This window comes from Nostoc sp. DedQUE05 (genome assembly GCF_034530955.1).
Classification (GTDB): domain Bacteria; phylum Cyanobacteriota; class Cyanobacteriia; order Cyanobacteriales; family Nostocaceae; genus Nostoc.
In genome coordinates, this window is record NZ_JAVRCB010000048.1 from 10,803 (window position 1) to 36,481 (window position 25,679).

At 39.7% G+C, this 25,679-nt stretch carries 23 protein-coding genes; 13 read left to right on the top strand and 10 right to left on the bottom strand.

The annotated features are described in order from the left end of the window. The first annotated feature begins 574 nt into the window (after positions 1-574). The 7 genes from RMZ42_RS28055 to hypB all read left to right on the top strand — a co-directional run bounded on the left by RMZ42_RS28055 (position 575) and on the right by hypB (position 8,110). Positions 575-1,789, top strand: a complete 1,215-nt coding sequence (locus RMZ42_RS28055; RefSeq protein ID WP_322674496.1) for a hypothetical protein — start codon at positions 575-577, stop codon at positions 1,787-1,789. Further along, on the top strand, positions 1,779-4,127 hold the full coding sequence (hypF, locus tag RMZ42_RS28060) for a carbamoyltransferase HypF (protein ID WP_322674497.1): 2,349 nt from the start codon (positions 1,779-1,781) through the stop codon (positions 4,125-4,127). Before RMZ42_RS28055 ends, hypF begins: the two co-directional genes overlap by 11 nt. An 82-nt stretch (positions 4,128-4,209) precedes the next feature. Next, the gene (locus RMZ42_RS28065; protein ID WP_322674498.1) at positions 4,210-4,470 is read left to right on the top strand and encodes a HypC/HybG/HupF family hydrogenase formation chaperone; all 261 of its coding nucleotides are present in this window, start codon (positions 4,210-4,212) and stop codon (positions 4,468-4,470) included. A 124-nt stretch (positions 4,471-4,594) separates the two neighbouring features. After that, positions 4,595-5,773: a hydrogenase formation protein HypD gene (gene hypD, locus RMZ42_RS28070; RefSeq protein WP_322674499.1), complete on the top strand. Its 1,179-nt coding sequence runs from the start codon at positions 4,595-4,597 to the stop codon at positions 5,771-5,773. Between the two features lie 59 nt (positions 5,774-5,832). After that, a complete protein-coding gene (hypE, locus tag RMZ42_RS28075; RefSeq protein WP_322674500.1) occupies positions 5,833-6,918 on the top strand; it encodes a hydrogenase expression/formation protein HypE in 1,086 nt (361 codons plus the stop codon). 20 nt (positions 6,919-6,938) lie between these two features. After that, a complete protein-coding gene (gene hypA / locus RMZ42_RS28080; protein WP_322674501.1) occupies positions 6,939-7,280 on the top strand; it encodes a hydrogenase maturation nickel metallochaperone HypA in 342 nt (113 codons plus the stop codon). Next, positions 7,271-8,110, top strand: coding sequence for a hydrogenase nickel incorporation protein HypB (gene hypB, locus RMZ42_RS28085; protein ID WP_322674502.1), 840 nt, complete (start codon positions 7,271-7,273; stop codon positions 8,108-8,110). Before hypA ends, hypB begins: the two co-directional genes overlap by 10 nt. Before the next feature lie 59 nt (positions 8,111-8,169). Here hypB and RMZ42_RS28090 read toward each other — a convergent pair whose 3' ends face one another. From RMZ42_RS28090 to RMZ42_RS28120, 7 genes are all read right to left on the bottom strand, one after another. Further along, on the bottom strand, positions 8,170-9,636 hold the full coding sequence (locus RMZ42_RS28090; RefSeq protein WP_322674503.1) for a Fic family protein: 1,467 nt from the start codon (positions 9,634-9,636) through the stop codon (positions 8,170-8,172). Positions 9,637-9,783: 147 nt separating this feature from the next. Continuing rightward, positions 9,784-10,158, bottom strand: coding sequence for a hypothetical protein (locus tag RMZ42_RS28095; RefSeq protein ID WP_322674504.1), 375 nt, complete (start codon positions 10,156-10,158; stop codon positions 9,784-9,786). After that, positions 10,148-11,155 carry an LLM class flavin-dependent oxidoreductase gene (locus RMZ42_RS28100; RefSeq protein WP_322674531.1) on the bottom strand — a complete coding sequence of 336 codons (1,008 nt, stop codon included), beginning with the start codon at positions 11,153-11,155 and terminating at the stop codon, positions 10,148-10,150. Before RMZ42_RS28100 ends, RMZ42_RS28095 begins: the two co-directional genes overlap by 11 nt. 149 nt (positions 11,156-11,304) lie before the next feature. Further along, positions 11,305-11,667, bottom strand: coding sequence for a hypothetical protein (locus RMZ42_RS28105; protein ID WP_069068421.1), 363 nt, complete (start codon positions 11,665-11,667; stop codon positions 11,305-11,307). Between the two features lie 352 nt (positions 11,668-12,019). Beyond that, entirely contained in the window at positions 12,020-12,331 is a 312-nt protein-coding gene (locus RMZ42_RS28110) for a hypothetical protein (protein WP_322674505.1), read from the bottom strand. A 2-nt stretch (positions 12,332-12,333) separates the two neighbouring features. Continuing rightward, complete coding sequence (locus RMZ42_RS28115; protein ID WP_322674506.1) at positions 12,334-12,621, bottom strand: hypothetical protein; 288 nt, start codon at positions 12,619-12,621, stop codon at positions 12,334-12,336. Positions 12,622-12,656: 35 nt separating this feature from the next. After that, positions 12,657-13,079 (bottom strand): hypothetical protein, encoded by a 423-nt coding sequence (locus RMZ42_RS28120; RefSeq protein ID WP_322674507.1) that lies wholly within the window; start codon positions 13,077-13,079, stop codon positions 12,657-12,659. A 1,017-nt stretch (positions 13,080-14,096) separates the two neighbouring features. Between RMZ42_RS28120 and cysK the strand changes: the two genes are divergently transcribed. From cysK to RMZ42_RS28140, 4 genes are all read left to right on the top strand, one after another. Then, positions 14,097-15,056 (top strand): cysteine synthase A, encoded by a 960-nt coding sequence (gene cysK / locus RMZ42_RS28125; RefSeq protein ID WP_322674508.1) that lies wholly within the window; start codon positions 14,097-14,099, stop codon positions 15,054-15,056. Positions 15,057-15,641: 585 nt separating this feature from the next. Next, positions 15,642-16,337 (top strand): NYN domain-containing protein, encoded by a 696-nt coding sequence (locus RMZ42_RS28130; RefSeq protein ID WP_322674509.1) that lies wholly within the window; start codon positions 15,642-15,644, stop codon positions 16,335-16,337. A gap of 99 nt (positions 16,338-16,436) precedes the next feature. Further along, positions 16,437-17,147 carry a response regulator transcription factor gene (locus RMZ42_RS28135; protein ID WP_322674510.1) on the top strand — a complete coding sequence of 237 codons (711 nt, stop codon included), beginning with the start codon at positions 16,437-16,439 and terminating at the stop codon, positions 17,145-17,147. 5 nt (positions 17,148-17,152) lie between these two features. Then, positions 17,153-18,241, top strand: coding sequence for a HAMP domain-containing sensor histidine kinase (locus RMZ42_RS28140; RefSeq protein ID WP_322674511.1), 1,089 nt, complete (start codon positions 17,153-17,155; stop codon positions 18,239-18,241). Positions 18,242-18,557: 316 nt separating this feature from the next. Here RMZ42_RS28140 and RMZ42_RS28145 read toward each other — a convergent pair whose 3' ends face one another. The 3 genes from RMZ42_RS28145 to RMZ42_RS28155 all read right to left on the bottom strand — a co-directional run bounded on the left by RMZ42_RS28145 (position 18,558) and on the right by RMZ42_RS28155 (position 21,556). Beyond that, a complete protein-coding gene (locus RMZ42_RS28145) occupies positions 18,558-19,439 on the bottom strand; it encodes a CoA-binding protein (protein ID WP_322674512.1) in 882 nt (293 codons plus the stop codon). Positions 19,440-19,736: 297 nt separating this feature from the next. Further along, positions 19,737-20,960 carry a succinate--CoA ligase subunit beta gene (locus tag RMZ42_RS28150; RefSeq protein WP_322674513.1) on the bottom strand — a complete coding sequence of 408 codons (1,224 nt, stop codon included), beginning with the start codon at positions 20,958-20,960 and terminating at the stop codon, positions 19,737-19,739. Between the two features lie 443 nt (positions 20,961-21,403). Then, positions 21,404-21,556: a hypothetical protein gene (locus RMZ42_RS28155; RefSeq protein ID WP_322674514.1), complete on the bottom strand. Its 153-nt coding sequence runs from the start codon at positions 21,554-21,556 to the stop codon at positions 21,404-21,406. 53 nt (positions 21,557-21,609) lie between these two features. Here RMZ42_RS28155 and RMZ42_RS28160 point away from each other — a divergent pair, with 53 nt between their 5' ends. Beyond that, positions 21,610-23,367 carry a hypothetical protein gene (locus tag RMZ42_RS28160; protein ID WP_322674515.1) on the top strand — a complete coding sequence of 586 codons (1,758 nt, stop codon included), beginning with the start codon at positions 21,610-21,612 and terminating at the stop codon, positions 23,365-23,367. A 450-nt stretch (positions 23,368-23,817) separates the two neighbouring features. After that, positions 23,818-25,677 (top strand): Mu transposase C-terminal domain-containing protein, encoded by a 1,860-nt coding sequence (locus RMZ42_RS28165; protein WP_322674516.1) that lies wholly within the window; start codon positions 23,818-23,820, stop codon positions 25,675-25,677. Positions 25,678-25,679: the final 2 nt, after the last annotated feature.

Below are 25,679 nucleotides of genomic sequence, written 5' to 3' on the forward strand. Positions count from 1 at the left end.
CTTTGCTTTTTCATTTCAGTAGTTCGCGCATTGATTTTAGTCTTTTGTGCAAGCAAAATGCCTGAATGCTTTCTCAATATCTTTAAATTAATTCTCATTTGTGTAATTCAGATATTGATTTTAGTGTTTTGAGAAAGTAAAAAGGCATATTACTTACTCAAAAGCAGCTTTTACTTATTCAAACCCCAGTTTGCTTACTCATTTTGGTGTTTTCCGCAAGCAAAATAAGCTTTTACTTACTCAAAAGCAGCTTTTACTTATTCATTTTGGTGTTTTCCGCAAGCAAAATGAGCTTTTACTTACTCATTTTGGTGTTTTCCGCAAGCAAAAGCAGCTTTTACTTTCTCAAACCCCAGTTTGCTTTCTCATTTCAGTACATCGCGCACTCATGCAAAAGATTCGCTATGTAGCAAAAGTTACTAAATTTGACTAGATTTTTTAAAATTGATTAATACAGAAGTCGATTAAAGGTTTTAACTTAATTTGAAAAAAGCATAATGCAAAACCGTTACTGTTGTTACACGCTAATCAACATTAATGTTTTTAAATAATTATTAGCGTCTATCTGCGGTTCATGGATATCCCAATCATAAGTAATCCCATATCACAATTACCGCTAAAAGCAACAGAAATTTCTCAATATTTGCCTCTATCACCTCAAGGTGCAGAGGTAATTTTAGGTAACATTATAGAACCAGAACAATTAGTCATACCAGTAGCGCCCAATGCTACAAATATGTTTGGGCCTCGTGGTGCTTGTTTATTATCAAATGGCCCTTTATGGGTATCAGATACAGGACATCATCGATTATTAGGATGGCAAAATTTACCCACAAGAGATAGTCAACCTGCTGATTGGGTAATTGGACAACCTGATTTTTATCATGAAGGACAAAATGCTAAAAGTACACCGGGAAGGGCAACTTTAAGTGTACCAACAGGGATTTGTGCTTGCGGTGAAGGGTTAGCTGTAGCAGATGCTTGGAATCATCGGGTTTTGATTTGGAAAAGCTTACCAGAAGATAATAATGTTCCAGCAGATTTGGTATTAGGACAAGTTAATTTTACTGATAATGAACCAAATCGAGGAAATCAGCAAGCATCTGCTAGTACAATGCACTGGCCTTATGGTGTTTTCTATCATCAAGGACAGTTATTTATTGCTGACACTGGTAATCGAAGACTATTAATTTGGCATCAATTACCAACAGAAAATGGTCAACCTGCTGATTTAGTTTTGGGACAACCAGATATGATATCTCGCAATGAAAACGGCGGTGATTCTCCAACCGCAGCGAGTATGCGTTGGTGTCACGACATCGCCTTTTGGGGAGAAAATCTGGTTGTCAGCGATGCAGGTAATCACCGAATAATGATTTGGCAAGGAATACCTACAGAAAATAATACTCCTTGTGCAGTGGTTTTAGGACAAAAAAGCTTTGATTTTGTGGAAATGAATCAAGGAGTTTATTATCCTAGCGCTAGTAGTTTAAGTATGCCTTATGGTGTGGCGGTGGCTGGAGATTGGTTAGTAGTTGCAGATACTGCTAATTCTCGTTTATTAGGATGGAGAAAGCCAGAATCAATTTTATCACTGCAAGGTGTAATGGCAGATGGGTTAGCAGGACAAATAAATTTTCAAAGTAAAGGTGAAAATCGTAATTTCGGACTACCGAAACGAGATAGCTTAAATTGGTGTTACGGGATAAAAATTTGCGGTGATACAGCAGTGATAGCTGATTCTGGAAATAACCGAATTTTGTTGTGGCAGTTTAACTATGCCGACTGAAGAAATTAGAGTTAGCGGTACTGTTCAGGGAGTAGGCTTTCGTCCTACCGTATATCGTCTGGCTAAAGCTTGCGGTTTGCGTGGAGATGTTTGTAATGATGGTGAAGGTGTATTAATTCGGGTATCTGGTAGTGAGAAAGCATTAACAGAATTTGTTGCCAGATTGCAAACAGAATGTCCGCCACTAGCAAAAATTAACAAACTAACTAGAACTCCTTATGAAGATGAACTTAAATTTGATAATTTTGTGATTTCTACTAGTGTCAGTAATGCCATTAAAACAGAAATTACTCCTGATGCAGCCACTTGTCCCCAGTGTCAAAAAGAAATATTCGACCCTTTCAGCCGCTTTTATCGCTACCCCTTTACTAACTGTACTCATTGCGGCCCCCGGTTAAGTATTATTCGTGCCATTCCTTATGACAGATGCAATACCAGTATGTCTGCGTTTGCTATATGTCCCGAATGTGCAAAGGAATACCACGATGTCGAAAATCGGCGTTTTCACGCCCAACCTGTAGCTTGTCATGTTTGCGGCCCCGCAGCTTGGTTAGAACGCGCCGATGGCAAATCGGTTACTGCTTCTATGTTTTCGATGTTGGATGATGTTGATGCTGTTTGTACCTTGTTGCAAAAAGGTGAGATTGTGGCAATTAAAGGGTTAGGTGGTATTCATCTAGCTTGCGATGCGACACAGGAAACCGTTGTACAAAAACTGCGTCAGCGAAAAAAGCGTTATCATAAACCTTTTGCTTTAATGGCGCGAAATATTGAGGTAATTGAAGAATATTGCAGTATCAACGCCAAAGAAAAAGAATTATTAACAAGTTCTGCTGCACCAATTGTTTTATTACAAGCAACAGGTAAAAAAGTAGTAGCGCCATCGATAGCATCAAAGCAAAATACCTTGGGTTTCATGCTACCTTATACGCCGTTGCATCATTTAATTCTGCGGCGGATGAATCGCCCAATTGTTTTAACAAGTGGCAATCTTGCTGATGAACCACAATGTATTGATAATGAAGAAGCAAGAGAAAAATTAGGGACAATTGCTGATTATTTTCTCTTTCACAATCGAGAGATTATTAATCGGGTAGATGATTCAGTTGTGCGTGTTCTTGGTGATAAAGTTCAAACAATTCGCCGTGCCAGAGGATATGCACCCGCATCAATTAGTTTACCTGCGGGATTTCACAAAGTACCGCAAATTTTAGCAATGGGCAGTGAGTTAAAAAATACCTTTTGCTTATTGCGTGAAGGAGAAGCAATTCTCTCTCAACATTTAGGAGATTTAGAAAATGCTGCGGCTTTCAACGCTTACCAAGAAAATTTAAATTTATACTTAAATTTATTTGAGCATCAACCAGAAGTAATTGCCATTGATAAACATCCTGAATATTTATCAAGCAAACATGGTGAAGAACTTGCAGACACAAATAAAATAAAAATTTATCCCATTCAACATCATCACGCTCATATTGCTGCTTGTATGGCAGAAAACAGGATTTCTTTAGATTCGCCTCCAATATTAGGCATTGCTTTAGATGGTTTAGGTTACGGCGATGATAGTACACTCTGGGGTGGAGAATTTCTTTTAGCAGATTACCGAAATTTTAAACGACTCGCAACATTTAAACCAGTAGCAATGATTGGTGGCGAACAAGCTATTTATCAGCCTTGGCGTAATACTTATGCCCAATTAGTAGCTGCTAATCTTTGGAATGATTGCGAACAAAAGTATACTGATTTAGAAATCGTAAAATTTCTGAAAAGCAAGCCACTCCAACTACTAAATCAACTTATAGATAAGAAGATTAACTCTCCTCCAGCTTCATCAGTGGGGCGATTGTTCGATGCAGTAGCGGCAGCTATCGGTATTTATAGAGATGAATGTAGCTATGAAGGACAAGCTGCGATCGCACTTGAAGCTATAGTAGATGTTAGCAGCTTAAATAATGATAAAGAAACGCTAATCTACCCTTTTAGTTTTGGCTTTTTAGATAGTATTTACTGTATAGACCCGCGTCCAATGTGGCAAGCCTTACTCCATGACTTACAGCAGCAGATTCCACAAACAGTTATAGCTGCCAAATTTCACCAAGGTTTAGCTAACGCCATTGTGAAAATGGTTCAGCATCTTAGTCAAGAAAATCTGATTAATCAGGTAGCTTTAACCGGAGGAGTATTTCAAAATTGTATATTGTTAGAGCAAGTTAGCAAACGATTACAAATATTGGGAATAAAAGTACTCACTCACAGTTTAATTCCAACTAACGATGGCGGCTTATCTTTAGGACAAGCAGTGATTGCAGCCGCACAATTAATACATGAGAGTTGATATTTTACAACCTTTTTCTCACAAATAATTCTCTCTGTGCCCTCCGCGCCTCTGCGGTTAGTTTATCTTCACAAATAAAAAAATGTGCTTAGGAATCCCCGGACAAATTATAGAAATTACCAACGTTAACCATAAACTAGCCCTAGTTAACATTGGTGGTGTAAAGCGCGAAGTAAATATTGCTTGTATCGTAGATGAACAACATCCTCCCGAAGCTTGTATTGGAGATTGGGTACTAGTTCATGTTGGTTTTGCCATGAATCGAATTAACGAACAAGAAGCAGCAGAAACATTACAACTCCTCCAAGAATTAGCAGCAGCACAAGCACGGATTAGTACTTAACGAACCGCAGAGGCGCAGAGAAGCCAGTGCGTTGGGCGGGTTCCCCGACTTGAAGCAACTGGCGCGGCACAGAGAGAAGAAAGAAATACCGTATTGGCATAAAACTTACTATTCCCAAATCCTTATGAAATATGTTGACGAATTCCGCGAACCGGAAAAAGCAGAAGCCTTACGCCGCGAAATCGCCAAATTAAGCCATCAGCTAGAAAAACCCATCAAAATTATGGAAGTATGCGGCGGACATACCCACTCCATTTTTAAATATGGTATCGAAGAAATTTTACCCCAAGCCATCGAACTAATTCATGGGCCTGGTTGTCCAGTATGCGTAATGCCAAAAGGGAGATTAGATGATGCGATCGCAATCTCTCAAAATCATAACGTCATTTTTGCCACCTTTGGCGACGCAATGCGAGTTCCCGGCTCCAAAACTACTTTACTACAAGCCAGGGCACAAGGCGCAGACATCCGTATGGTGTACTCTCCCCTAGACAGCCTGCAAATTGCCAGAGATAACCCCGACAAAGAAATAGTCTTTTTCGCATTAGGCTTTGAAACCACAGCCCCCAGCACCGCCTTCACTATTCTGCAAGCAGCAGCCGAAAAAATTCCTAACTTTAGTATGTTTTCTAATCACGTCCTCGTGATTCCCGCCCTCAAAGCACTATTAGATAATCCTGACTTACAACTAGATGGATTTGTTGGGCCTGGACATGTCAGCATGGTAATTGGCAGTGACCCATACCAATTTATTTCCCAACAATATAATAAGCCGATAGTCGTCTCAGGATTTGAACCCTTAGATATTCTCCAATCAATTTGGATGCTATTACAGCAGCTAGTAGAAAATCGTTGTGAAGTCGAAAACCAATATAATCGAATTGTAGAAAAAACCGGGAACACAGTAGCACTACAGGCTATAAACAAAGTTTTCGCCGTGCGAGATAGTTTTGATTGGCGCGGCTTAGGTGACATTCCCTATTCAGGATTACAAATCAAACCTGAATATGCTCAATTTGATGCCGAACTTAAATTTACCATTCCTAACCTCAAAGTAGCCGACCATAAAGCTTGTAAATGTGGAGAAATTCTCAAAGGAGTCTTAAAACCTTGGGAGTGTAAAGTATTCGGTACAGCTTGCACGCCAGAAACGCCAATCGGTACTTGCATGGTATCTTCCGAAGGTGCTTGCGCAGCCTATTACAAATACGGGCGACTCTCCACAATTGCCAAAAAAACAATCGCCCAAAAACCAAAAATAACTCAAGAACCCCTCCCCGCCTGCGGCTTCTCCTCAGACTAAATACTCTGCGTACCTCTGCGCTTCCCTTTGCGTCCCTTTGCGTTTAAAAAAATTTTAATATGAATATTTCCCCCACAAACCCAATCCAAAAAATAGACAAAGTCCGTCGTCGCTATAAAGTGCAAGACACTCATATAACTCTCGCACATGGCAGTGGTGGTAAAGCCATGCGTGATTTAATCGACGATATCTTTATCAGCAATTTTGATAACCCAATTCTCTCACAACTAGAAGACCAAGCCAGCTTCAACCTAACCCCTCTCCTCCAACAAGGAGATAGACTCGCATTTACAACAGATTCATACGTTATAGACCCGTTATTTTTTCCCGGTAGTGATATAGGAGAATTAGCTATAAACGGTACAGTTAATGATTTAGCTGTTAGTGGTGCTAAACCTTTATATTTAACTTGTAGCGTAATTTTAGAAGAAGGATTACCCGTAGAAACCTTGCGGCGTGTTGCAGCCAGCATGAAAATAGCCGCAGAAAAAGCGAGTATTCAAATTGTCGCTGGTGACACAAAAGTTGTACATCGTGGTGCTGCCGATAAACTCTTTATTAATACTGCTGGTATTGGTATCATCCCGCGAATAGTTAACATTTCTGCTCATAATATTAAACCGGGAGATGCAATAATAATTAATGGTGAAATAGGCAATCATGGGACAGCCATTTTAATTGCCCGTGGGGAATTAGCCTTAGATACTAATATTGAAAGTGATTGTCAGCCGTTGTATAGTTTAGTAGAAACTATTCTCCATGTATGCCCACAAGTTCATGCTATGCGAGATGCCACACGTGGAGGTTTAGCCACAGTACTAAATGAATTCGCCCTCAGTTCCGATGTGGGAATTCGTCTCTTTGAAGAATCTATCCCAGTGCGTGAAGAAGTCAACGGAGTTTGCGAAATTCTCGGTTTAGACCCATTGTATTTAGCTAATGAAGGTAAGTTAGTTGTGGTGGTTCCAAAAAAGAATGCTGAAAATGTTTTATCAGCTATGAAATCCCACCCAGCAGGCAAAGATGCTTGTATTATTGGCGAAGTTATTACTTCACCTCCAGGTATCGTATTATTAAAAACAGCTTTTGGTGCTGAAAGGATTGTTGATATGTTAGTAGGCGACCAATTGCCACGAATTTGTTAATCTTTAATAGATTTTATAGTATGCACGAATTTGGAATTACCCAAAATATTGTGGCAATTGTGACTGAACACGCCAAAGGCGCAAAAGTGCAGCGAGTTTTATTAGAAATCGGCAAACTTTCAGCCATTATGCCCGATGCTATCCGATTTTGTTTTGATATTTGCACTCAAGGAACAGTTTTAGCAGGGGCAAAATTAGAAATTTTAGAAATCCCCGGTTTAGCAAAATGTCGTGAATGCGGTGCAGAAATTTATTTAGATAAACCGTTCGGAATCTGTAACTGTGGTAGCGTGCAATTAGATTTAATTACTGGTGAAGAACTTAAAATTAAAGAAATAGAAATAGAGGAATTATGTGTGTAACCTGCGGTTGTTCTGATGATAGCGAAACTAAAATTATCAATTTAGAAACAAGTGAAGCTGAACATCACCACCATCATCATACTCATACTTTACCAGATGGTACTACGATCGCTCACTCCCACAGTCATGACACTCATATAGAAGCACCTGAAATTCATGCCAAAATACACAACACAACCATATCTTTAGAACAGGATATATTAGCAAAAAATAACCTAATAGCTGCCCAAAATCGGGGATGGTTTAAAGGTCGTAATATTCTCGCTTTAAATTTAATGAGTTCTCCCGGTGCTGGAAAAACAACTCTTTTAACGCAAACCATCAATGATTTAAAACATCAATTATCTATTAGTGTCATTGAAGGCGACCAAGAAACTGCTAACGATGCCAAAAAAATTAAAGAAACAGGTTCTAAAGTCATCCAAATCAACACTGGAACAGGCTGTCATTTAGATGCCTCAATGATAGAAAGAGGTTTACAACAACTGAATCCACCACTTAATTCAGTTGTGATGATTGAAAATGTCGGAAATTTGGTTTGTCCAGCCTTATTTGATTTAGGAGAACAGGCAAAAGTCGTAATTCTCTCAGTCACGGAGGGAGAAGATAAGCCGCTAAAATACCCGCATATATTCCGTGCTAGTGATATCATGATTCTCACCAAAATTGATTTGCTACCTTATGTAGATTTTGATGTTCAAAAATGCATAGCTTATGCTAAAGAAGTAAATCCCAAAATTCAGATTTTTCAGGTTTCTGCAACTACTGGTACTGGACTAGAAAATTGGTATGCGTGGCTAATTGAAAAGTTAAAAACTTGTCAACATTAATCTCTTACCGCTTGACGAATATCTAATTTTTTTTAAGGAACAGCAAAGAGTAGAAGATATTAGAGGCTTCTATTCCAGTATTCTAGTCCTGTAATAATAGCTTCTTCTAGCCACTCATTGAAGCGCTTCACCAAGTTATCTTCTTCATCTGCATAAGAAAATTGGAATGGTGATTCTGTTAAAGGTTGAATATCACTAATATTGCGATCGCCTTCTTCTGTATCATCCCTGTGATAAGCACATACAGAACATACAAGTAAGCCTAAATACTCGTGTCCCAGAACATGAAATGAAAGCAAAATAACTGTAGGCGTCTCTACTCTAATAATCAATTGTACCCAACTGTGATAGCTTCGGAGATTAGCAAAGTAACCTTGCTGTTTTGCTGTCTCCACAATTTGATAGCGATGATAATATGAACGCTCATCCCCTGCTGAAGCTGATACTGTAAAAACTTGAGCATCTCGTACTAAATTTTGTACAGATAGCTTGATTTCTTCAGAAATATTTTGCAAACGATTGGATGCTATATTAAATAAATTTTCGGCAAATCTCTCAGCTTCTTTACATCGTTCTTGAATTGATGCTAACTGACGCTGTTTAAGTTTATCAGTAACAGATGCGAGAATAGTACGAGTCTGCCTTGTCTCTGACAGGATTTGTTCTGACAAACCAAGACTGCGAATAAATGACTGTTTCTGACTTTTAGCAAACAAATTAATCAAGCCAGACAATTCACCTTGATCCGCTTGTTCTAAAGATGTAATATAAGCTGAACGATCATCACGCGTAAGTACAAGAGGGAACCATCTAGCTTGAATAAAAACCAGGCTAGCAAGACAACGAGCAACTCGCCCATTTCCATCTTGCAACGGATGAATTTGAGTAAATCGATGGTGCAGCCATGCAGCTTCTACTTCTGGTGCAACTTGGTTTTCTTGATGCTGATGATGCCATTGAATGAGATTATCCATTTCAGATGCTACCTGTTCCGGTGGACAGTATTCATAAATGGAACCATCTGCTCTCAATGGATTATTAGGCTGCTTCTTCCAATCACCTCTGATTAGAGGAACACTAATAATTTGTCCTGTAGATGGAACTAAAGCTTCTGTATTAGTCTGATTTCTGGTAAGCAGCTGATGCAGTTCCTTTACATAAAACGGCGTAAGAGAACGTTGACCACCTACAAAATCAAATAATCCCTCAATAGCCATTTCTTGATCCTGAATCAAGGCTATAACTTGCTTAATAGGTCGGTCTGTAACTCCATGTGGAATTAGTGCCTCATTGATACCCTGCTCAATAAGTAATCGGGTAATACCTTGAGGAATTGTGTAAAGTCGCTCTATAATTCCGGTTTCAATTGCTATTTCCCGGCGCATCTTTTCCATAAAAACTTTGAATGCACCAGAGTTACGAAGACGGTCAGCTTGTTCATTCCAGACAGTAACTAATGGTGGTAGCTCTGAACTAGCCAAATTTTGCCAATGTTGCGGTAAATTATCTATAGGTTGCCAGCGCATACACTCTGAGTTATCTGAAATAAAAAGAAAAGACAGACAATATTGTAACTCTTCTAAAATTGCAACACCCTGCACTTTAGAAGTACAGGGTGTAGTAAGGATGAATCAGCTATATTTTGTAGGATTCCTAGTGTGTGCCTATTTACCTCAAAGCCAATCTCGATAAGCTGATATTTCATTTACGCTGATTTCAAACGGCGTTCCTTTGCCAAATGGCGGATAAACGCGGATTTTGCCATTGGCAGCAAATCGCTCTAACCTGTTACCCAACTGGGGAATATTGCTGACGATATGCCAGTAAGATACTAAGTCAGGGCAGTCAATAATTAATGTGAGGATGTTAGCATTTGTTGTGAGATACCATTGACAATTAGATAACAGTACTCGCGTAATGCGATCGCAAGCTAGATAAAAGCATCTGCCAGCAGACTGTTCTAACTCCATTTGCAGCATTCCATCCTGTTTCGTTACCTCAGCGGGAGGTAAATCATCGGGAGGAAGCTGGTATAGTTTAGAAGACATAATTTCGCACCTCTTGGTTGTAGCGCGTCAAACTCTCTAGGTTTTTTTGCAAATCCGCAGACGAGGGTTTGAGTGCTAGCGTACCTAAATTTAATTCGTCCTGAAATTTCTTGATTCTGTCTCGACAAGTCTCCACATCACCGATAATTGAATTCTCAATCAAATAATCTTCATCGAAACAAATATTTGTGCGGTCGAATGGTTTTTGGTTGGAATTCGCACTGTTTTGCAATACTTCAGCCGAATTAGCTTTCATTTTCTGGCTAAATTTGCGAACGAAAGGTAACGCCTCACTCACCGCCTCATCATATGTTTTGCCAACAAAAAAGAAGCGTGCCAGCACTAATTTTTCCGCACCACTAGAATTTAAAGCTCGATATTTGGTAACAGTATCCTTCAATCTCTCTAAGGAAAATGGCGGCCCACCCATCAAGCTGAAGGAATGTTTAGCAGCAAGCTCAATACCGTCATCACCACCAGTGGCAACATACACTGGTATTTGACTTTGCAATGGTTTCGGATAAATCGTTAAGCGATCGCATTGATAATATCGCCCATTAAATGATACATCAGTTTCATATAAGAGCTTTTGAATTAATGCGATCGCCTCTAGCATCTTGGGACGGGATTCACTTGGGAGGGTCGCAAAATGCTTGTTTTGTTGAGGAAAGGGGCCGCCTTTAGCAACTCCAAATAATAATCGTCCATTGCACAAGTTATCCAAAGTGGCAATATCTTCCGCCACCCGAATCGGGTTATGGAATGGCAGCAACACCGCCGCAGTGCCTAATTGGATAGTTGAAGTCAACCCCGCCAAGTGTGCCATTAACACCAACATGGACGGGCTGAGATTAGATTCACTAAAATGGTGTTCGCTCACCCACGCTTCCTCAAAACCTAAGCTTTCTGCCTGTTTTACCAGTGCAACTTGCTCAAAGATGGCACGACGAGCATCTTGGTGAAAATTATCGTAATTGCAGAAAATTCCAGTTTTCATTACTTGCGTTGATACTTTATATTCACCGTAGGTGCTGGTTATTCTAGTGGTCGATAGGTTTGTAGTAAGCACAAAGCGTGCTTAAATATTTGAGGAATAAAGTCCTCTCTACAAAAGAATTTACCCCTCTTAATTAATGCGATGAATCACTAAGTTGCAACCCACTGCAACTCCAACCATAGGCGTGGGTTGTTCTCTTTGACCTTCGACATCGGATCGCGCAACAATCGCTTGGCATTCATACAGACAACCTGGATTAAACCCATGTTGTCTGCTACTTCTCTGAGTATTTCTTTTTGAGCTTGCACACAGGAAATCATTTCGTCAGAGCAATAAATTCCTATATATTGCAAACGTCTAGCAGGTCGTCCCCAAAAACAGGTGATGACTTTCACATAACACCCATCCAGCAATTCTCCAACTTGCGGGTAGTAATGGTTGACGACTCTTGTGAATTCTTTGGCTAAGATATCTTCAGCAATCATTGGAACTGATATTTCTGTAGCGTCCATCACGCTATTTAATATAACATAATTTTGTCAATTAAAGATAATAAAATAACTGAGTAAGCTTAAATAAAACCTTAAATATTATATAAAAAAAGAGGTGTACCTCATTTGGTATCACCTCAGATTTGCGTAAAGCATCTTTAGATTAAAAACCCGCAATTTATAATTCGTAATTCATAATAATATTAGCAGATTCTCTAACGTAATTATATTATACATAGATTAGGATTTCAACCCTAACCATAATAATTATTACAACTGTCAGAGGTCACTGATTCTAAGTCTTTATTTCATTACGAATTACGAATTACGAATTACGAATTATTGTTTAATTCCAAGTTTTGAATTTTAATTATTAGCGAGCATTGCGTTCGCAAACTAAGACCTCTGCTATGATTTCCGGCACATTTATAAAGTCCGTAAATCCTTCAGAACTACGGATTGGTGAAATAAATGTATAGTTTGGATCGCACGCTCCAGTGTCATATACTTGAATAAACCACCGATCGGGAAATCCTTCTATACCTAGTTCCACAGTGTACCAACTCTCGCCAATCAGACGAGAGCTAAAAATTGTAAACCACTCTCGGTTCTCTTCTGAAATATTCCAATCTGCCATCAGCAGTTCTAAAGCTATTTGTCCCGCATCCGTTGAAGTCAACAGCATTTTTACTCCTTATTTGCAACTTCAGTATTTGCAACTTCAGTACTGGGAACTTCCGGGTATAAACCTAATTCTTTCGCTAGCTCTCGTGCTACAAAAAATAAAAATTGGGCACCATCTTGATTGCCTTCATGGGCAAACATAGTAGCTACTTGTAACATTGTTTCTACTAAACCGGAATCAATCAATTCGGGTTTAGATTCCAAAATTTCTGGTTCTTGACCATTAGGACATTTAAGTAACTCATCAATCAGATTAAAATACAAGCTTTGGCGTTGTTCTTGGTCTGTCATGGTGATTTTCTTGATTTTAGTAAATTGTGAATAAGTTACTGTTCGATACTTTGGCGCCACAGCCTTTCCAACATTTCAACTTGTTCTTTTAAAACAGCAGCGCGATGAACCAGATATCTGTCGTAAAAGAGAATCCCTAACCCAACACAAATCGGGGTTAACAAGAAGAACCATTGCAGGATAGTGGCAAATTTATATTGTTCAGCAACAGTTAGCATTTGATGAACCACATTGCGATCGAAGGATTGAATGCTAGTCTGAGGGGAATGTGTACCCTCTTTCTGGGGAGCCAAGGCGGGAGCATCTGTAGTTGTGTTGTTAACTTCGTAAGCCAAATTCTGAGATTTTACTAACTCCAGATGTCGCTCCCAAATTATGCCAAATACTACTAGTCCTGGTGAAAGCACTGCTAAGGTAACGACGCAAACTGTAAGAACATTAAAAAGTTTGGCTTTCATCTTGGCTCTCCCTTGCTAGGTAGTATGCACCCAGTAAGAAAATATCTTTTGCTGTTTATCTAAAGTAGTTATATATTTCTACCTCTCAAACAGTTTTGATATTAAAATATGTGTAATCGGTAATTTGTACAATCATTAGTTGCCAGTTATTTTTCTCGTCACTACTGACTACTGATTAATAAAAAGTTACCACCATTTTCACAAAACATAGGATTATTCAGTCAGAAAGAACGCACTTGATTCGGGAATCTGGTTTCATCCTCTTCTCAAAAAGAAGATTAAGAAGTCCCCCCTAGTTCACTAAGCTTTCGCTCAGGAATGTTGGGGGGTAGAGGGGAATCTCTGCGTAAATCCTATACGATTTATATCAGCCGCTCTCCACCAAACAGTTTACCCCAGCCCTGTTAAGATTATTAAATTCATTAGAATAGTACTCAAAGCCTGTAATCCACACATGATAGGTCTTATAAAAATTCATTGGGGTATGGGTGCTAGTGTTTTTTGGACGGGGTTCTAGTATTTTCGAGGTGGGGTTCTGGGGTTTTTGCACTCAATCTCAAAGCAATGTAGGCAATGGTTAAAGACTGTTTTAGATGCAATTTGGGATTGACAAAATCTGCACTCAAAATAAAATATCAATGTCTCTTGATAAAGATAGACTAATAAATTAGGAAAAGCAATTAAATATTTTAAAATTCAATTATATTTTCCGAATAAATAGAAAATAATGAAAAAATTATTCATCTATACAGAATCATAAAAATTGAATCTCAATCCAAGAGACAATAGTCAGCAATTACAAATGTTAAACTAGAAGAATGGTAAGCTAGCCTCTTCTGAAGTAAGAATCAATGAGAATATCTAATAAAAGTTCTTCCTAAACTTTCATATTTTGTGGTTTAGTTAGAATACATAGTATATGCACTCATTGACATTAAACGGCAAAATAAATACATCAAAGCTTATTGTTATCAGTAAATACTCTGTACTAAGATTTAGGATTTTAGGGGTTAAAGAATGCGGATTGCTCAAGACATCACAGAACTGATTGGACGAACTCCTTTAGTTCAACTGAACAAGATTCCTCAAGCTGAGGGAGTAGTAGCAAGGATAGTTGTTAAATTAGAAGGGATGAACCCAGCGGCTTCGGTGAAAGACCGCATTGGGTTAAGTATGGTACTCTCGGCGGAAGCTACTGGCTCAATTTTCCCAGGAAAGACCATTTTAGTTGAGCCTACTTCAGGTAATACAGGAATTGCTCTAGCAATGGTAGCAGCAGCGCGTGGCTACCGTTTGATTTTGACCATGCCTGAGACTATGAGCCAAGAACGACGCGCTATGCTTAGAGCTTATGGTGCATCTTTGGAGTTGACACCAGGAACTGAGGGTATGCGGGGAGCAATTCGCAAAGCCGAAGAAATTGTGGCTAATACTCCCAATGCTTTTATGCTGCAACAGTTCCGCAACCCTGCTAATCCCAAAGTTCACCAAGAAACCACTGCTGAAGAAATTTGGACAGATACAGACGGGGAAGTAGATATCGTCATTGCTGGGGTAGGTACTGGTGGAACGATTACTGGGATTGCAGAAGTACTCAAACAGCGCAAAGCGACTTTTAAAGCGATCGCAGTTGAACCCAGCAATAGCCCAGTTCTCTCTGGTGGTGAAGCAGGGCCACATAAAATTCAAGGTATTGGGGCTGGATTTATCCCAGATGTCCTCCGTTTAGAATTGGTTGATGAAGTAATTAGAGTCAGCGATGAACAAGCGATCGCCTATGGACGACGTTTGGCAAAAGAAGAAGGCTTATTATCTGGGATATCCTCTGGTGCAGCTTTGTGCGCTGCAATTCAAGTAGGTAAACGTCCAGAAAATGCCGGACGTTTAATTGTCATGATTCAGCCTTCCTTTGGCGAACGTTATCTCAGTACACCCATGTTTCAAGATTTATCTTTAGAAACTGCTGCGGTGCGTTAATAAGACAGGGGGACAAGAGAGTAATCAACCTCCCTGTCCTTCTCATTTGTCTCTTACATAAAATTAAGGCAACTTACCTTTTGAGGTGCGATCGCATCTCAATATTACGTTATTAGTGCTTCTAACTCTTTGACACTCCCACAGCTGCATAAATATTGCTACGCTCATTCTCCCTAAAAGCAGTGGGATTCTTGTGCGGAATTTGCTTATGTCGGGTTGCCTCTATTACAGGTCTTACAATTCATACTTACCGAATTATTATAGATATAGCGCTTCTAGGTTGAGTGCAATACAGACCTAACAAAAACAGTCCTTACCCTGACAACAAGATTTATTTTCTCGAAACTCTTGCTGTCTCGATGGGTAAAGATTAACATATCTGTGGGCAGAAGCAATATCTCGTTGAATCAACCGTAACAATAGTGAAAACCTTGCGCTGTCTATTTTGAATCTTGTCTAGCAGCAGTTAAACTTGTCTGTATATAGTGACTTAAGACCATTACCTGCTAGGTTATAAATCAGGCACAGACTATACTATAGAAAATTTAGTCAAAATTCTTTACAGCTTTAAAATCAGAGGTATCAATGATTATAACTAATTTTAGTAAACAAAGCAATGAATTTAAGGAACCTAAAGTACTCAAAGCTAAACCACATTGGCAAGGGCAAAATTTGAGCGATACTGCTGTCAAAGGTAAAGATACCAAGATGCGAGATCCTGCACCTGATAGTTCGATTTTGAATAACTTAAATCGCGGTCGAGTTGCTATTTTTATTGATGGCTTAAGCCTGTTCCATACAGCCTTACAACTCGGCATAGAAATTGACTACGTTAAATTGCTTTGTCATTTAACCAGTGGTTCCAGACTGTTGCGTGCTTTTTTCTATACTGGGGTTGATATCAGTAATGAAAAGCAACAGGGTTTTCTCTTGTGGATGCGTCGCAATGGCTATCGCGTAGTAGCAAAGGAACTCGTTGTACCAGCAGAGAATTTCAAAAAATCAAATCTGAACGTAGAAATTGCTGTAGATATGATAACTTTAGCTCCTTATTATGATACAGCGGTTTTAGTCAGTGGCGATGGAGATTTAGCTTATGCTGTAAACGCTGTTAGCAGAATGGGGGTTCGGGTGGAAGTAGTCAGTCTGCAAACTACCACTAGTGAAAGTTTGATTGATGTTGCTGACTGCTTCATTGACCTCGATAGTATTAAAACACACATTCAAAAAGATTCTAATCTTGGCTATAGTTATCGCACAGCGTCAAATTCAAACCTCTAATTAAAAAGAGGCAAAGAGTGGGAGACACAGGGACGCATAAAAGATATCTCTGTGTCTTTGTGTCTTTGCTCTGTCCATTTTGTTCGACCCTATATTCAGATGGATATTTTAATAGTTGAAGATGAACCAGAAATTGCTCGTTTAATCGAACTCTCTTTAGAAAAAGAAGGATTTTTTTGTCGCACTAGCCGCGATGGCATGAATGCTTTGCGGATGTTTCAAGAGCAACCACCGGATTTAATTATTCTAGATTTAATGATTCCTGGTTTGGATGGGTTGGAAGTTTGTGCCCGAATTCGCCAAAAACCAGGTGCGAAAGATCCTTACATTTTAATGCTTACTGCTAAGGGTGAAGAAATCGATCGCGTCATTGGCCTGTCTACTGGTGCTGATGATTATATGGTCAAACCCTTTAGCCCCAGAGAGTTGGTAGCTAGGGTGCGGGCACTATTACGGCGTAGCCTCCGCCAAGGAGGACAACATCAAGTCAATCGCACCCAACACTTTATTGTTGATGTAGACCAGCGCACTGCCAGTCGTCAGACGAATTCTCAAGAAGTTGAAATTTTGGACTTAACCACCCTAGAATTTAACTTGCTAACCACCTTTGTCAGTAATCCTGGTCGAGTTTGGAACCGTACCCAACTAATTGATAAACTTTGGGGAGATAATTTTTTTGGCGATGAACGAGTGGTAGATACTCATGTAGCTCGGTTGCGAAAAAAGATTGAACCCGATCCGGCAAATCCGACTTTTATTAAAACTGTTGTTGGGGTGGGCTATAAATTTGAAGATCCTTTGGTAGCGTAAATGTTATGAAGATGGGGCTGAGAGGGCGCCTGTTTTTCTCCCACTTAGTAGTAATGATCGTGGGGGTAGCTAGTCTGGTGAGCATTAGCAAAATCTCTTCCCCCCGCTTGTTTGTCTTGCATTTGGAAGGATTAGAAAATCAGGGGTTCGACTTAATCGATGTCCGTGCTGAATTGGTTACAGGATTTGAACTTGCTTGGCAGCGCAGCACTCTTTGGTCTGTCTTAGTCGGTACTACCGCCGCCGGAGGATTGAGTTACTGGGTGTCCAGACGAATTATGCAGCGATTGACCGAGATGGAACAAATCACCCAAAAATTTGCTGCTGGTCAAATGGATGCACGATTACCTGTGTCTGACATTCCAGAACTTAGTGGATTGAGCAGTAGTTTCAACCGCATGGCAGCCAGTTTAGAAGGTGTAGAAGCGCGGCGGCGAGAAGTGATTGGAGATATGACCCATGAATTACGCACACCATTAACTGTGGTGCGCGGTTATTTGGAAGAACTGGCTGATGGGGAAATTGAAGCGTCTCCTGAAATCTATCGGCGTTTAGCGAAAGAAACTCGACGCTTAGAGCGGTTGGTGAACGATTTGCAAGAACTATCCAAAGCAGAAGCCGGTTATCTCCCAATTAATATCCAACGGGTAAATTTATATCCGTTGTTAGAGTCATTAGTGGAGAAATTTTCCGACCAATTATTAGAAGATGGGCCAGTTATGCTCTTGCAATGTCCATCTGTACTACCTCCTGTATTGGCAGATATTGACCGCACGGAACAGGTATTAGTTAATCTGCTAGGTAATGCAGTACGTTACACTAACGAAGGTTCAATTACCATTACTGTTGGGACTGAAGCATCTCAACTCTGGATTGCGGTTAGTGATACAGGCATTGGTATCGCTCCAGAAAATTTGCCTCATGTGTTTGAGCGCTTCTGGCGAGCCGATCAATCGCGCGATCGCCATTCGGGAGGTACTGGTATTGGTTTAACTATTTCCCGTCGTTTGATTGAATTACAAGGCGGTCAAATTCAGGTAGAAAGCGAATTGGGAGTTGGCAGTACGTTTCGCTTTTTTCTGCCTTTGGCTTGAGACAAAACCTTCAATTCCGAGGGATTGACACAAGCTAGTCATGGCTGTGTCATACCCAATTGCTAATTTGAAAGTATCCAAAATTCTAGCTTGTTGATGAATGCCAGGATTTTAGAAATGCATAGAGTGTAACATTATGTCTACTTTTATTTTGGCTGCTTTTTTGGTTAGTTTACTCAGTGCTTCAGGTTATGCTGCGATCGCCTACCTGTTTCCTCAAAATCGCTCATTAAAATAATTCGTAATTTGTAATTCGTAATTCGTAGTTAAAAATTGAATTACGAACTTGTACTGAGCGTAGCCGAAGTATTAGTAATTAGTTAATCTCCTTTCTCAATAATTCTGGAATTTGAGAAGGACGTTCAGCTACTGTTACTTCCGCTTCTTTTAAAGCAGCTAATTTACTTTGGGCTGTGCCAAAGTCAGGATCGCGTCCGATAACTGTTGCTAAAGTCCCAGTTTGACGCCAAGTTTTCCCTGGTGGTGCAAGTCTTCCTGCAATGTAGGCAATTACTGGTTTATCAATTGCTTCAGCAATATACCGCGCTGCTGCTTCTTCACTACCACCACCAGGTTGACCGACTAAAACGATCGCTTCTGTGGTTTCATCCTCATCGAGAATTTGCAGCCATTGCAAAAATGAGGAACCGACGATCGCATCACTACCAATACTGACACTAATTGACTGCCCTAAACCTGCTTTTGTTAATTCGTAGGCAATTTCGTAGGTGAGGGTGCTGCTACGACTAACGATCCCCACTGTTCCAGGGGTATAAAATTCGCTGGGTTGAGTTCCTAAAAGAATTTTTCCCGGTACAATGATCCCCGGACTATTTGGCCCGATTACCAAAGTTTCACAAGCTTCGGCTTTGCGGAGTAATTGCACCATATCCAAAGGCGGCACACCAGCAGTAATAATAATAATCTGGCGAATATTAGATGCGATCGCTTCTAATGCTGCATCTAAAACATCATAAGGATCTACACAAATAATTGTGGTGTCAATTGCCCCAAATTGTTCTATTACTTCCTCTACTAAATCAAATACTGGCAGTCCATGCAATTCCTGTCCGCCGCATCCAGGATTGACACCAGCTACTAAATTCGTGCCATAAGCTTTCATTTGATCGACATGAGTGCTTGATATAAATTCACAAAAGCCTTGAATTAAAACTTTACTTTCTGGCGTTAGGTTCATAAAAAATTACCGTAAGTTTGATAACCCAGCGCTTTGAACTACTGGGCATAGAAACAACACATTTACAGTGTCGTATTGATTCAATTTTTACTGAAATTCCAAAAATGAGTCTGGAAGCTAAGTGTTCCAAAAGTGAGAAAACGCGCCCCTAGCTAGAAATATTCAGTTTGAATGTACTATATAATTTAGTCCCAGAAAGCAAAGCTGTATTTAATTTGAGCATCAAGTTCAACAATTTATACCCGACGGTAAAAACTAATAATTTTTGATTTTTGAATTGTCACAAAATGACATTCACTATCTTTTATTAGCCGTTGGTTTAGCAAGGAGAACTGCTGCTGCCACTGCCTCATCTAAATTTTCTACCACAACAAGCGCATCGGTGTGGGTTTTTAGTGTTGTCAAATATTTTCTCGCAGTGTTAAATTCAGAACCCGCAAGCCGGACAACTAAGGATGGAAAATTAAGCTGTCGCCGTTTACTACCATTAGAACGTACAACCTGTGATTGAAGTTCGCTGTCATCTTGCTGCACAACTCTAGCTATAACTTCAGCCACTTCCTCGGTTTGCGGAATGCTACCCAGAAAGTTAATTAGTATTACTTGAATGCTTTTATCAGCCTCCAGCATTTTCAAACCTGTTTCTAGGCGATCGCGGAAGGTAGTTGGTGTAGTATCTGTAAGAAAAGCATGACGTAGATTCAAACAAACACCTGGATTGCCACCAGCATTTGCAACTAAATCTAAAGTTGCCATTACTGAACCAGTACCGTTACCTAAAATACCGATTTTTCCATGCATTTGTACACCATCCCAGTCGCCCAAAATACCGTTAATTTCAGTAGTGGTATGACGACTGATAATTTTTGCTGCCATCTCGGCCAGATCGGGATGACGCTTGATCGACCGTTCGTTGACCCTGACTTTACCATTAAGAGCCATAACTTGACTAGTAGTACTGACTGCTAAGGGATTAATTTCGACTAAATCCAGGTCTTTTTGGACAAATAAGTGGTACATCTTTTCCACAACGCTGCTTACCGACTGCATCAGCGTTCCTTGCAAACCCATTTTCAAAGCCAATCGTCGGGCATAAAATGGTGAGAATTCCTGTTCCACGACAACGTAGTGCATTCTTTCCCCAGCCGATTCCCAATCGATATCTGCTTCTTTGCAACCTAAAAGTACCGGTCGGCAGGCAGCAGTATCTAAAACTACTGCTAAATAAAATTCTTGGTTGGCGTCGTATCTAGATTCTGCCAGTACAACTTCCGGCAATTCGCCCCAAATTGGTAAACTAAAGATATTTTGAGCAGCTGCGATCGCATCGATAGTCGTTTGGGCAAATCTGACTCCACCAGCTTTTGCCCGTTCCGCTCCGTGGACTTGAGATTTCAGTACAATTGGATAGCGAATTTTTAACCGTTTCAAATCTGTAGGATGGTCAATTCGTTGGGAAGGCAATACCGGGATGCCTATCTTCGCAAACCATTCTTTAACTTGGTACTCTAATAAATCCATTGATACACCTTGTATTGACACTTTCCAAGATTTTGGTTATTCCTGTCTTGATATTTTGCAGCACCTTTATTGCAGAATTAACCTTTTTGCAGCTATAAAAACTTATTTTTCACGGATCAATTTTATCGAATTCAGCAAATTCAGCATATTAATTTTGATAGTCAACTTGTTTGTGACAGGGCCACAACACATAATTAATCTCCTCAGTAAGTTTCCCAGCATAGAAGATAACTAGCTTTTTTGTCAAAACCCTCTGACATAGCATCGTTTTCTTAACCTTTAGATAATTTGGTAAAAATTGTTCTGCAACTAGCATTTTGCAAAGCAGTAGCTTTTGTGAGTTTAATTATCGCAAAGTAATGCAGTGAAAATACCCAAATCTTCTATTATTCCCATTTTTTATTTTTAATTTATATCTGAAGACAGATTATTTAATTTTGTATCTAGCGCTGTAAAAATGTATCGGTACGAACAATAATTACTTTTTTAATTTTTGGTGAAAAGTCAGAATTTGTGTTAGAAAGTTGGTCGTTCAGATTCTCAGGCTGTGGTTGGTTAAACTGTGCATTTGCATTCAACAAACCTAAAAAGTTCATTTCATCCCCTTAAAGATAATCAAAACAATATAGAAGTTCAGCGGGAAAGCTGTATGAAAGTAGCAGTCCAGCAGGAAGATTTACAGCTTTTAGCCAAAACTTTGCAAGAACAATTACTTGTAGAAGTCTCAACCGCTGAAGTCTTCGAGGTTAAATGCGTCGTCAATAAAGGCGAGCTAATGATTTTAACGCAACACGCGTCAGATGTAATCGTTGACGCTCAACTAATTTTTGCAGTTATTGAGGAGGTACTTCAGTCTCTAGCACCCCACAAAGAGCAACGGGTGCAATGTTTTTTGAGAGTTTTTGGCGAACAACTCCCTTATGCTAAATGTTTCTTGGCGTTGAAGCCGACGGGGGGATGGGTAGCAGAGGGAGATGAGGAAGTACAAAAAGATGAGGAAGTAATATTCCCCTCATCATCTCTGACATATTCTCCATTAATCAATGAGAGCGAAGAAGAAAAAGAAGAAGAACTGTTTGACCCGTTTGCAGATGTGCCGAATTTCTCGGCTTCAAAGCCAGGATTCCAGGTCAAACCTATCCTCCTGGGTGCAGCGTTGGTGGGAATTATAGTTTTAGGCGGTGGTGCTTACTTATTGACTCGCCCTTGCGTGATGTCTGAGTGTAAGGAAATACAAAACGCCGAGCAATTAAAAATAAAATCTCCGCAACTGATGCGCCGCGCCAAGTCTGAAAAAGAATTAGTTGCTGTACAACAGCAACTTGCAGCAGCCAGCACAGACCTGAATGTAATTCCTAGTTGGTCGCCTCGTTACCAGCTGTCACAGGAACTAAAAGCAAGTTTATCTGGGCGATCGCAAAAAATCGATCGGGTGGTCAAAGCTTTGCAAACGGCATCTTTGGCGACACAAAAAGTTCAAACTCCAGCATCTAGCTTAGAGGAATTACAAACTAGGCAACACTTATGGCGACAGGCTATAGCGCCACTAGAAAGTATAAGTTCTAGTAGTGAACTCTATGGGCTGGTGCAGGGTAAATTACTGAATTATCGTGTTCGTTTGCACGCTGTAAATCAACAGATATTTATTGAGGAAAAATGGCTGAAAAAACTAACAATGGCAAAAGGTGTAGCTGTTGCAGCCGAGAAGCAGGAGGCTACTGCTAAATCCTTGAATGACTGGCAAAAGGCGCAATCTACTTGGCTGGTGGTAATTAATGCCTTGAATACGATTCCCCGAAATAGCGTTGGATACCAAGAAGCCCAAAAGCTGTTGGTAGATTATAAACCTAAATTAGTATTAGTACGCGATCGCGCTACTAAAGAACAATTAGGTGTTAAAACTTACCAACAGGCCCTTACCACTGCCAAGCAAGCCAAAGTTTATGAACAACAAAAACAATGGCAAGCAGCGGCGATATATTGGGAGCAGGCTTTGCAAACTGCTAAAAAAGTTCCCCAAGATAGCTTGTACTACACTCAGGCTCAGTCTCTCCTCGAACCCTATTCGTCTGCGCTCAAACAAACACAAGAAAAAGTACAAGTTGTTAGTAGTTTGCAACAAACCCGCACTGATTTAGATAAGACTTGTATTAATGGAATTCGGATTTGCACCTTTAGCATAGACAATGCAGAAATTATTGTCCGACTAACCCCTGAGTATGACCAAATAAGGCAAAATAACTTCGCTAATCCTTATTCTCAGAATTCGGATACTGCTGTTGACGTTACCAATCACTTGCAAATCTTACGCGAAGCCCTAGCCGTAATTGGTGAAAATGCCAATCTATCCCTTTTTCTTTATGATTCCCAAGGTCAGGTAATTTATACGCGGACTTTAGGCGGGTAAGTAAAATACCGATTGAAGTATAAAGGATGAATTGTACATTAACTAATTATTTGTCAATTTAACAAAATACTGCCACAGCATTTCAAATACCTAAAACCCTGACATAGTAAGTATTATGTCAGGGTTTTTCTTATTTAAGGAAAATAGCGATCGCACTACTGGCTAAAAGTTACAGATTCTAGATGTACATTCGCAAATTAAGCGTCGCAATTCGCAGATATGTCGCAACCGCATCTAAATAGCTGAAATCTTTATACTGTAAGGATTATAGACTATTTAATGATACAAAAAATAAATTTACTTAATTCGCATTTTCTATGTCGTAAATTCTAGATTATCAAATTAAATGTCGTTTGTTAAGATTTAAGCATTTATCAAATTGTATGTCGCATTCTTAATCAATTAATGGTACATTAGTACCTTAATTATTCATGAGTGTTTTTCACTCCAATGGCAGACAAACAATTTGAATTCACGGAAGAATTAAGGCAAGCTCCAGATGCTATTTTTCTTGACAAGAGTAATTTTGTTGTAGATCCATCCCAAATTATTCTGGAAACATCAGATAGGCATAAACTGACATTTAATCTGATCGAGTGGCTTGCTGAATCACCGAATCGCACAATTAAGTCTCAGAGAAAGCAGGCTGTTGCAAATACGCTTGGTGTTTCTACTCGCCAGGTGGAACGTCTCCTCAAGCAATACCATGATGACAAGTTATCAGAATCAGCAGGGGTGCAACGCTCAGATAAAGGAAAACATCGAGTCAGCGAAGACTGGCAAGAATTTATCAAAGCAATTTATGAAGAAAGTCTTAAAAATAAACATCCAATTTCACCAGCATCTATAGTTCGTGAAGTAAAGCGACACGCGATCGTTGACCTGAAGCTCAAACCAGGAGATTATCCTCATCAAGCTACTGTTTATAGGATTTTAGATCCTTTAATCGCACAACATAAACAGAAGACAAAAGTCAGAAATCCGGGTTCGGGATCTTGGATGACAGTTGTAACAAAAGATGGACAGCTACTGAGGGCTGACTTTAGTAACCAAATTATTCAATGCGACCATACTGAACTGGATATTCGCATAGTTGATAGTGATGGTAATTTATGGTCTGACCGTCCTTGGCTAACTACTGTTGTGGATACTTTTTCAAGCTGTATTGTTGGTTTCCACTTATGGATCAAACAACCAGGTTCTACAGAGGTGGCTTTATCCTTAAGACATGCTATTTTGCCCAAGAAGTATCCTGAAGATTATCAGCTAAATAAAGTTTGGGAAATATGCGGGCCTCCTTTGCAATATTTTTTTACTGATGGTGGAAAAGATTTGGGATCAAAACATCTAAAAGCCATTGGGAAGAAACTAGGATTTAAGTGTGAACTACGCGATCGCCCTCCCGAAGGCGGTATTGTAGAACGGCTTTTTGGAACTATTAATACTCAAGTTCTCAAAGATTTACCTGGTTATACAGGATCAAATGTTCAGGAACGCCCCAAAAATGCAGAGAAGGAAGCGTGTTTGACAATACAAGATATAGACAAGATCCTAGCTAGTTTCTTTTGTGATATTTATAACCATGAACCATATCCCAAAGATCCCCGCGAAACAAGATTTGAGCGCTGGTTTACAGGAATGGGAAGAAAACTACCTGAACCTTTGGATGAGCGAGAATTAGATATCTGTTTGATGAAAGAAGCGCAACGAGTTGTTCAAGCGCATGGATCTATACAGTTTGAGAACCTGATTTATCGAGGAGAATCGCTCAAGGCATATAGAGGTGAATTTGTAACGCTGAGATATGATCCAGACCATATCCTGACTTTATATATCTACAGCTGCGAAACTAATGATAATGGAGAAGAATTTTTGGGTTACGCTCATGCCGTCAACATGGATACCCATGATTTGAGTATAGAAGAATTGAAAGCTTTGAATAAAGAGCGAAGTCAAGCTCGTAAGGAGCATTTTAACTATGATGCCTTATTAGCATTAGGTAAACGGAAGGAACTTGTAAAGGAACGTAAAGAAGACAAAAAGGAAAAAAGACGCTCAGAACAAAAGCGTCTACGTTCAGCTTCCAAGAAAGTCTCAAATGTTGTTGAACTGAGGACAAGTAGAGCTAACGTTTCTTCAAACAAAGATGACAAACTGGAACTCTTGCCAGAGAGAGTTTCAAGGGAAGAAATACAGCTTCCGAAAACAGAACTGCAACCAGAAGTATCTGGTCAAGCTGACACTCAAGAGCAGGAGAGACACAAGCTGCTTATCCCTAACCGTAAACAAGATTTGAAGAAGATTTGGTAATT

Coding starts and splice junctions, on each gene's coding strand:
- RMZ42_RS28055 (WP_322674496.1), top strand. CDS start 575: ATGGATATCCCAATCATAAGTAATCCCATATCACAATTACCGCTAAAA.
- hypF (WP_322674497.1), top strand. CDS start 1,779: ATGCCGACTGAAGAAATTAGAGTTAGCGGTACTGTTCAGGGAGTAGGC.
- RMZ42_RS28065 (WP_322674498.1), top strand. CDS start 4,210: ATGTGCTTAGGAATCCCCGGACAAATTATAGAAATTACCAACGTTAAC.
- hypD (WP_322674499.1), top strand. CDS start 4,595: ATGAAATATGTTGACGAATTCCGCGAACCGGAAAAAGCAGAAGCCTTA.
- hypE (WP_322674500.1), top strand. CDS start 5,833: ATGAATATTTCCCCCACAAACCCAATCCAAAAAATAGACAAAGTCCGT.
- hypA (WP_322674501.1), top strand. CDS start 6,939: ATGCACGAATTTGGAATTACCCAAAATATTGTGGCAATTGTGACTGAA.
- hypB (WP_322674502.1), top strand. CDS start 7,271: ATGTGTGTAACCTGCGGTTGTTCTGATGATAGCGAAACTAAAATTATC.
- RMZ42_RS28090 (WP_322674503.1), bottom strand. CDS start 9,636: ATGCGCTGGCAACCTATAGATAATTTACCGCAACATTGGCAAAATTTG.
- RMZ42_RS28095 (WP_322674504.1), bottom strand. CDS start 10,158: ATGTCTTCTAAACTATACCAGCTTCCTCCCGATGATTTACCTCCCGCT.
- RMZ42_RS28100 (WP_322674531.1), bottom strand. CDS start 11,155: ATGAAAACTGGAATTTTCTGCAATTACGATAATTTTCACCAAGATGCT.
- RMZ42_RS28105 (WP_069068421.1), bottom strand. CDS start 11,667: ATGGACGCTACAGAAATATCAGTTCCAATGATTGCTGAAGATATCTTA.
- RMZ42_RS28110 (WP_322674505.1), bottom strand. CDS start 12,331: ATGCTGTTGACTTCAACGGATGCGGGACAAATAGCTTTAGAACTGCTG.
- RMZ42_RS28115 (WP_322674506.1), bottom strand. CDS start 12,621: ATGACAGACCAAGAACAACGCCAAAGCTTGTATTTTAATCTGATTGAT.
- RMZ42_RS28120 (WP_322674507.1), bottom strand. CDS start 13,079: ATGAAAGCCAAACTTTTTAATGTTCTTACAGTTTGCGTCGTTACCTTA.
- cysK (WP_322674508.1), top strand. CDS start 14,097: ATGCGGATTGCTCAAGACATCACAGAACTGATTGGACGAACTCCTTTA.
- RMZ42_RS28130 (WP_322674509.1), top strand. CDS start 15,642: ATGATTATAACTAATTTTAGTAAACAAAGCAATGAATTTAAGGAACCT.
- RMZ42_RS28135 (WP_322674510.1), top strand. CDS start 16,437: ATGGATATTTTAATAGTTGAAGATGAACCAGAAATTGCTCGTTTAATC.
- RMZ42_RS28140 (WP_322674511.1), top strand. CDS start 17,153: ATGAAGATGGGGCTGAGAGGGCGCCTGTTTTTCTCCCACTTAGTAGTA.
- RMZ42_RS28145 (WP_322674512.1), bottom strand. CDS start 19,439: ATGAACCTAACGCCAGAAAGTAAAGTTTTAATTCAAGGCTTTTGTGAA.
- RMZ42_RS28150 (WP_322674513.1), bottom strand. CDS start 20,960: ATGGATTTATTAGAGTACCAAGTTAAAGAATGGTTTGCGAAGATAGGC.
- RMZ42_RS28155 (WP_322674514.1), bottom strand. CDS start 21,556: ATGAACTTTTTAGGTTTGTTGAATGCAAATGCACAGTTTAACCAACCA.
- RMZ42_RS28160 (WP_322674515.1), top strand. CDS start 21,610: ATGAAAGTAGCAGTCCAGCAGGAAGATTTACAGCTTTTAGCCAAAACT.
- RMZ42_RS28165 (WP_322674516.1), top strand. CDS start 23,818: ATGGCAGACAAACAATTTGAATTCACGGAAGAATTAAGGCAAGCTCCA.